The organism is Kitasatospora sp. NPDC059747 (genome assembly GCF_042732955.1).
Classification (GTDB): Bacteria; Actinomycetota; Actinomycetes; order Streptomycetales; family Streptomycetaceae; genus Kitasatospora.
Genome location: NZ_JBHWGV010000229.1, coordinates 1 through 6459 on the forward strand (window position 1 = coordinate 1; position 6459 = coordinate 6459).

Below are 6459 nucleotides of genomic sequence, written 5' to 3' on the forward strand. Positions count from 1 at the left end.
TGTGTTTGGGTGGGGGTGTTTTTTTTTTGTTTTCTCCCGCCGGGCGCGCGGGGGGGGGGGGGGGGGCGGGCGCCGGGGGGGGGCCCCCCCCCCCCGCCGCCCTGCGCCGCCTCGGCGGGCCCGGGGGGCGCCGCAGGCCCGGGGTGCACCGGCGCACCGGGCAGGCCGCCCAGGCCGGGGCCGCCCGGGGCCAGCATGGTCGGCGCGTACTCCACGGCCGGACCGGCCGGGGGCGCGGCGGGCGGTGCCGAGGGGGTGGCCGTCTCGGGGGCGCCGGGCAGGCCCATCAGGCCCGGGACGCCGCCCTGCGGGGCCAGCATGGTCGGTGCGTACTCCACGGCGGGACCGGCCAGCGGCACGACGGGCGAGGCGGGCGGTGCCGCCGGGGCGGGCGTCTCCGGCGCACCGGGCAGGCCCATCAGCCCCGGCATCGCCTCCGGCGGCGCCAGCAGCGTCGGCGCGGGCTCGGCCACCGGAGGCTGCACGGGAGCAGGTGCGGGCGCGGGCGCGGATTCCGGGGTGGGCGCGGACGGTGCCGGGGGCAGGCCGGGGACGCTCCTGGGCATCAGCGCGGTCGCGGCCTCGGAGCCGGCCGGCGGGGGCGCGTCGGACGGCTCGGAGCCGAGCGTGCGCAGGCCCTCGGGCATCAGCATGGTCGCCGCCTCGGAGCCGGCCGGGGCGGGCCCCGGCGGGACCGGCGGGGCCGACTGCACCTGCGGCGGGACGGACGGCTCGTCGTGGCCGGGCGGCGGGGCGAGCATGGTCGGCGCGTCCCCGGCGGGCCGGTCGGAGACCGGCGGCGCGACGAGGACGGCCGGCGGCGGCGTCGGCGGCCCGGTCGGCGGGGCCCACGAGGCGGCCTCGGCCGGGAGGCCGGTCGCCTCGGGCACGAACTGCTCGGCCGGCGCCGGAGCAGGAGCAGGAACGGGCGCCGGGGCCGGGGCCGGGGCAGCAACGGGCGCCTGGGCCTCGCCCAGCCGCTCCGCCTCCGCCGCGATCGCCGCCGCGCCCGCCTCCTGCAGCCACTGCGGCGGGCTGAGCAGGAAGGACGTCGCCTCGACGGGCCCGGGCGCGGGCTTCGCCGCCCCCGCCGGGTTGGCCGCGACCGGCCGCCCGTACACCTCCTCGTACTGCCGGACGACCTCGTTGACCGGCAGCGCGGGCCAGAGCGTGCTCGCGCCGGAGTCGCGGGCGATCACCAGCCGCGCCCCGCCCGTCGGGCCGCCCTCCTCCGGGGTCCCGTCCGCCGGCTGCACCGCCCAGCAGACGAAGCCCAGGTCGAACTCCCGGACCCGCACCTCGCGCTGCTGCGACCCCGGCACCCCGCCGTTGATCCACTCGTCGGCGAGCTCATGCGCCTGCGCGTACGTCACCACGCCCGGTTCACCCCTGTCCCCATCCTCGTCGTCCCCGTCGTCCCCGTCGTCCCGGTCACTCGCCCGGGACGGCCCGGGCGAACCCGCCGTCCACCATCAGCTCCGCGACCGTCTCCAGCTCGGGCGGACTGCCCGCCAGCCGCAGCAGGAACTCGTCGAAGTCCTCGCCGCAGGGCAGCAGCAGCCGCTCGACCCGGTCCTCCGGGGCCTCCGGGAGGCCGGTGTCGCGGGCGTCGTCGTACAGGTGGAACCAGACCGTGCCGATCCGGTCGCCGCGGACCTTGAGCGCGACGATGCCGCCCTGGGCGTAGGCGATGCCGAGGTAGTCCTTGGTGAGGTGGTCGCGCAGGCACTTGTTGGCGTACACGACGTCCGCCGTCCCGTACTCCTCGGTGAGGGTCAGGAACGGCTGGTCGAGCAGCATGCCCAGCTCGGTGTCGAGCGCGACGCCGACCGGGGCGCGGCCGCCGCCGAGCTTGAGGAAGCTGCGGTAGGCGCCCGGCAGCCGGTAGCCGAGGCGGTCCTCGGCGCGCTGGAGCAGGTCCTCCGGGACGCTGATCGGGTCGCTGCCGTCCAGGGCCAGCGGGAAGTGCACCGGCCGGCGCTCCTGGAGCGGGCGGGTGCCGCGCTGGCCGTGGTCGGCGCCGGAGGTGGCGAGGCCGCCGTGGTGCCGCAGCAGGGCCTTGACCTCGACCGGGACGAGCTCCATCCGGCGCCAGCCGGGGGCGGCCCGGCCGGCGACGTGGTGCCAGGTCCAGCCGGGCGGGGTCGCGACGGCGGTGTGCAGGTCGGCCCAGAGCGGGTGGCCCTCGGTGAACAGCGCGGCGTTGGCCGAGACGTAGTCGGTCAGCCGCAGCTCGTCCACGCCGAGGCCCTCCGGCGGGTCGGCGACCTCGGCCGCCGCGGCGGCGTACGGGGCGAAGTCCGGGTAGCCGTGCTCGTCCACCCGGACCCCGGCGGGGTAACGCTCCGCGCGGACCGGGTCCGGGAAGTGCACCACCTGACCTGCGTATGCCGCGTTCGGTGCGGCGGCGGCGCCGGGCCGACCTGTCGTCATCTGGGAGCCCCCACTGGCTGCTGCAAAATCGGTGCGTTTGCTGGACACCAGCGTAGGGGGTCACCCTCCTGGCCGAACCCCCGCACCTACGCGTGAGCCGTGCGCAGTGCCGCCAGCAGTGCCTCGGCCACCCGGACCTGCTGCGCCTCGGTCATCTGCGGGTAAAGCGGGAGCGTGAGCAGTTCGCGCGCGGCCCGTTCGGCGGTCGGGAAGGCGCCCTCGCGGTGGCCGAGGAAGCGGAACGCGGGCTGGAGGTGCACGGGGACGGGGTAGTGCACCCCGGCGCCGATCCCGGCGGCGTGCAGCGCGGCGAGCACCGCGTCGCGGTCCCGGCCGGGGGCGATCCGCACCGCGTACAGGTGCCAGACGTGCTCGTTGCCGGGGGCGGTGCGGGGCAGGGCGAGGCCGTCGACGCCGCCGAGCAGCGCGTCGTAGCGGGCGGCGGCGGCGCGGCGGGCGGCGTTCCAGGCGGGCAGGCGGCGGAGTTTGGCGCGCAGGACGACTGCCTGGAGGGCGTCCATCCGGGAGTTGAAGCCGAGGCGTTCGTGGGTGTACTTCTCGCGGGCACCGTGGTCGCCGATGAGCCGGACGGCGTCGGCCAGTTCGGCGTTGTCGGTGAGCACCGCGCCGGCGTCGCCGTAGCCGCCGAGGTTCTTGCCGGGGTAGAAGCTGGTGGCCGCGATCCGCCCGTACGTGCCGCGCCCGTGCTGCCGGGCGCCCTGGGACTGCGCGGCGTCCTCCACCACCGGCCGCCCGTCGGCCAGTTCGAGCAGCGGGCCCATGGGGGCGAGCTGGCCGTTGAGGTGGACGGGCAGCAGCGCGACGGCCCCGGGGAGCGCGTCGGCGGCGCGCGCGGGGTCGATCAGCAGGTGCGCGGGGTCGGCGTCGACGAGCACCGGGTGCAGTCCGGCCCGCAGGACGGCCTCGGCGGTGGCGACGAAGGTGTTGGCGGGCAGTACGACGCCGCCGCCGGGCGGCAGGTCGAGGGCGCGCAGGGCGAGTTCGAGGGCGTCGGTGCCGTTGGCGGCGCCGACGCAGTGCCGGGTGCCGGTGAAGCCGGCGTACTCCCGCTCGAACCCGGCCACTTCGGGGCCCTTGACGTAGCCGCCGGACGCGAGGACGCGCTCGAAGCCCGCCCGGACCTCGGCCGCGATCTCGGCGTGGGCGGCGGCCAGGTCCACCAACGGGATGCCACCGGTGCCACCGGTGCCGCCAGTGCTCCCGGCGCCCCCGGTGCGGCCGCTCACCTGACCACGACCCGCGGGGCCTCGTCGGCCCGGTCGGCCCCCTCGGCCCGGTCGGCCATCCCCACCGGAATGGTGACCCCGCCGAGTCGGAGGCTCAGCGAGGCCGCCTCCAGCAGCCGCAGCACCCGCACCCCGGCGTGCCCGTCGGTGAGCGGCGCGCGGCCCTCGACGATCGCGGCGGCGAACTCGGCCATCACGTTGCGCAGCGCCTCCTGCTCGACCAGCGCGGGCGCGACCATCTCGCCGACGCGGTAGGAGATCAGCGCCCGGTGCCGGATCGCGTCGGTGACCTCCTCGGGCGGGGTGAGGTCCACGCCCCGGTCGTGCACGGCGAGGCGGGCCTGCGGGTTGAGGTCGTCCCAGACGAGGGTGCGCCGGGAGCCGCCGATGAGCGTGGTGCGCACCTTCGTCGGGGAGAGCCAGTTGACGTGGCAGTGGGCGAGGGCGCCGTTGCTCAGCCGGACCGTCAGGTAGGCGACGCAGGCCCGCCCGGCGCCGATCGGGTCGGCGCCCTGGGCGGACACCCCGACCGGATCGACGCCGGGCGGCAGGACGAAGTCGAGGATGGCGAGGTCGTGCGGGGCGAGGTCCCACAGCACGTCCACGTCCGGCTGCACCAGCCCGAGGTTGATCCGCACCGAGTCGAAGAACTGGACGTCGCCGATCTCGCCGCCGTGCACGAGCTCGCGGATCCGGCGCACCGCCGGCGTGTAGCAGAAGGTGTGGTCGCACATCAGCACGAGCCCGCGCCGCTCGGCGAGTTCGACGAGCTCGGCGGCCCCGTCGGCGGAGGTGGTGATCGGCTTCTCGACCAGCACGTGCTTGCCGGCCTCCAGCGCGGCCCGGACGAGCCCGTGGTGCGCGGCGGCGGGCGCGGCCACCGCGACGGCCCCGACCCGCTCGTCGTCCAGCACCCGCCGGTACGAGGAGGTCGCGCCGACGGTGCTGTACTCCCCCAGCACCGTACGGGCCTTGGCCTCGTCGAGGTCGCACAGCCAGTGCAGCCGCAGCGCCGGGGTGTGCTGGGCGTTGCGGACCAGCTTGGGGCCCCAGTAGCCGGCGCCGACCACGGCGATGCCGACCGGCCGGGCGGGCACCGGCCGGAGCGGTTCGCCCGGGGTGGGCACGTGCCCGCCGGGCGCCTCGTTGGCGTCCTCGGCCCCGTCCGGTCCGCCGTCGCGCCCCCCGTCCCGTCCCGACGTCGGAGAAGTCATCGCACGAGCCCCCTCGCTCCGGCACCGGGCAGGCGCACCCCGGCGGCCCCAACGGTCGGCGCGGGCACCGGATCCGGGCCGCCGCCGGGCGTCCCGGGCGGGCGGCCGCGTCCCCTTCGGCTCGCTGCCGGAACGGTACCGGCAGCCGCCGGGGCACCGGGGCGGTTTCGGTGGATCGACGGACAAGTCGTGACGGCTGCGTGCGGATTGAGCCAGTGTTCCATCGGGAGCGCGTCCTGAACCCGCCGGGTCCCGGCGCCCGTTCGCGCACCCCCGCACCCCGGTTGTACGGATGTCGGTGTCGTTTGACAGGCTTGCCCCAGGACTGGACCGACCAGTCCGGACCGTCAGCGGAGACCCTGCGGATACGGAGGCAGACGCATGACCACCGGTGAGCCGGCGGGCCCGCCCGTGCTGCGCCACCTCCGCGACAGCCTGCTGCCCGCCGTCGCCGCCGCGCTGTCGCTCAAGGGCGGCGAGGTGCACACCCTGGCCGGGGACAAGTCCGCCCGGCGCCCGGTCCTGCACCCGCTGGTCCGCGAGTTCCTGGACGGCCTGCCGGTCGAGCTGCGCGAGCGCTTCACCGGCCGCTGCCCGGAGGCGGTGCTGCTGTCGCAGTACCTGGCCACGGTGGACGGCAAGCGTTCCAAGCGCGCCGCCCGCAAGGCGATGAGCCTGCACGAGGCCCGCAAGGCCCTCAAGGGCTCCCGGATGACCACCGTCCGGATCCGCGAGGAGGACGACCCGGCGCACGGCACCCACGCGCCGCCGTGCCGCTCGTGCGTACCGATGCTGGAGCATTTCACCGTGCAGAGCGTCGCGGTCGGACCGCCCGCCCGCTGACCGCCGGCCCGCGCCGACGCCCTCCGTCGGTGCGGTGCCGCGTCCCTGCCGCCGTCCTGTCCCCGAACCACCGGAGCCCGTCCTGAATCCGCCCAGCCCACCCCCGCCCCCGCCGGCCACCCTGGCCGCGGCCTCCCCCGGGCGGACCCGCCCGCGCTTCCCCGCCGACGTCGCCGCCGAGCTCAAGGCGGCCGGCTGGCACCCCGGCCGCTGGGAGATCCGGCGGGCCGAGGAGTGGGCCGACACCCTGGTGGGGCACGGCGAGCCGGCCGGCGTGCCGCACGCGGTGTTCCCGGCGGCGGTGGAGGCCTGGGCCGAGTTCGGCGGCCTCGCCTTCGACCTGTCCGGCGCGGGCCGCCAACTGGCCCGCACCCCGTTCCTGATCGACCCGATGTGCGGGCTGCACCAGCCCCGCACCCTGGCCGACCTCGGCCGCGCGCTCGGCAGCAAGGTCGCGCCGCTCGGCGAGGAGGCGTACGGACAGGCCCTGTTGGCGGTCGACGAGGAGGGCCGCGTCTACAGCCTGGATCACACGGGAGAGTGGTTCCTCGGCCACGGGATCGACCAGGCGATCACGATGCTGATCCTCGGCACCGCCCCGGAACGGCTGCGCACCGCGGACGAGTACTAGTACTCCAGCAGGACTTCTCCATTCCCGCTGGTCAACGGCCTGGGAGTGGGGAGTGTAGCGGGGTGGGAGCGGGTGCGGGGCGGTCTTCGCC

The 6459-nt window shown here is 76.9% G+C and carries 5 protein-coding genes and 1 pseudogene; 2 read left to right on the forward strand and 4 right to left on the reverse strand.

From position 1 onward, the window contains the following. The 4 genes and pseudogenes from ACFV4G_RS42735 to ACFV4G_RS42750 all read right to left on the reverse strand — a co-directional run. Nucleotides 1-1376 (reverse strand): annotated as a pseudogene (locus ACFV4G_RS42735) (hypothetical protein); the annotation flags it as partial. A 55-nt stretch (nucleotides 1377-1431) separates the two neighbouring features. Then, entirely contained in the window at nucleotides 1432-2433 is a 1002-nt protein-coding gene (locus tag ACFV4G_RS42740; RefSeq protein ID WP_380448953.1) for an HNH endonuclease, read from the reverse strand. Nucleotides 2434-2519: 86 nt separating this feature from the next. Continuing rightward, the gene (locus ACFV4G_RS42745) at nucleotides 2520-3680 is read right to left on the reverse strand and encodes a DegT/DnrJ/EryC1/StrS family aminotransferase (protein WP_380448955.1); all 1161 of its coding nucleotides are present in this window, start codon (nucleotides 3678-3680) and stop codon (nucleotides 2520-2522) included. Further along, nucleotides 3677-4894 carry a Gfo/Idh/MocA family protein gene (locus ACFV4G_RS42750; RefSeq protein WP_380448957.1) on the reverse strand — a complete coding sequence of 406 codons (1218 nt, stop codon included), beginning with the start codon at nucleotides 4892-4894 and terminating at the stop codon, nucleotides 3677-3679. The genes ACFV4G_RS42745 and ACFV4G_RS42750 overlap by 4 nt, the downstream gene beginning before the upstream one ends. A 381-nt stretch (nucleotides 4895-5275) precedes the next feature. On the opposite strand from ACFV4G_RS42750, the gene ACFV4G_RS42755 reads away from it, so the two are divergent. Both ACFV4G_RS42755 and ACFV4G_RS42760 read left to right on the forward strand, forming a co-directional pair. Then, nucleotides 5276-5737, forward strand: a complete 462-nt coding sequence (locus tag ACFV4G_RS42755) for a YwqJ-related putative deaminase (RefSeq protein ID WP_380448959.1) — start codon at nucleotides 5276-5278, stop codon at nucleotides 5735-5737. A 34-nt stretch (nucleotides 5738-5771) separates the two neighbouring features. Continuing rightward, the gene (locus ACFV4G_RS42760; RefSeq protein ID WP_380448961.1) at nucleotides 5772-6368 is read left to right on the forward strand and encodes an SUKH-3 domain-containing protein; all 597 of its coding nucleotides are present in this window, start codon (nucleotides 5772-5774) and stop codon (nucleotides 6366-6368) included. The last annotated feature ends 91 nt before the right edge of the window (nucleotides 6369-6459 follow it).